We start from the raw sequence: 239 nt of genomic DNA, 5'->3' as shown, positions 1-239 counted from the left end.
AATCCGTCAGGCCAAAGCCGCAGGTTTTGATGCTGTAGAATGTCATTGGCCTTATAATACGCCTGCCGAAGACGTTGCCAAGGCTTTGACTGATACAGGTCTGACCATGCTGGGCTTAAATACCAGACGTGGTGCTGCAGGTGAAAATGGTTTGCTCGCTCTGCCTGATCGTGTGCAGGATGCCCGGGCGGCTATAGATGAAGCCATTACCTATGCGGTTAAAATCAAAACACCATCGG

General features: G+C 50.6%; 1 protein-coding gene. It reads left to right on the top strand.

Going from position 1 to position 239, the window contains the following annotated elements:
* Position 1: 1 nt before the first annotated feature.
* Positions 2-239, top strand: a 238-nt coding sequence (locus HBA93_RS23330) for a TIM barrel protein (RefSeq protein WP_353619440.1), incomplete at its 3' end; no start/stop codon positions are given.

It is taken from the genome of Ochrobactrum sp. SFR4 (assembly GCF_019730395.1).
Classification (GTDB): Bacteria; Pseudomonadota; Alphaproteobacteria; order Rhizobiales; family Rhizobiaceae; genus Pseudochrobactrum.
This window is presented reverse-complemented; position numbering and strand designations above follow the sequence as displayed.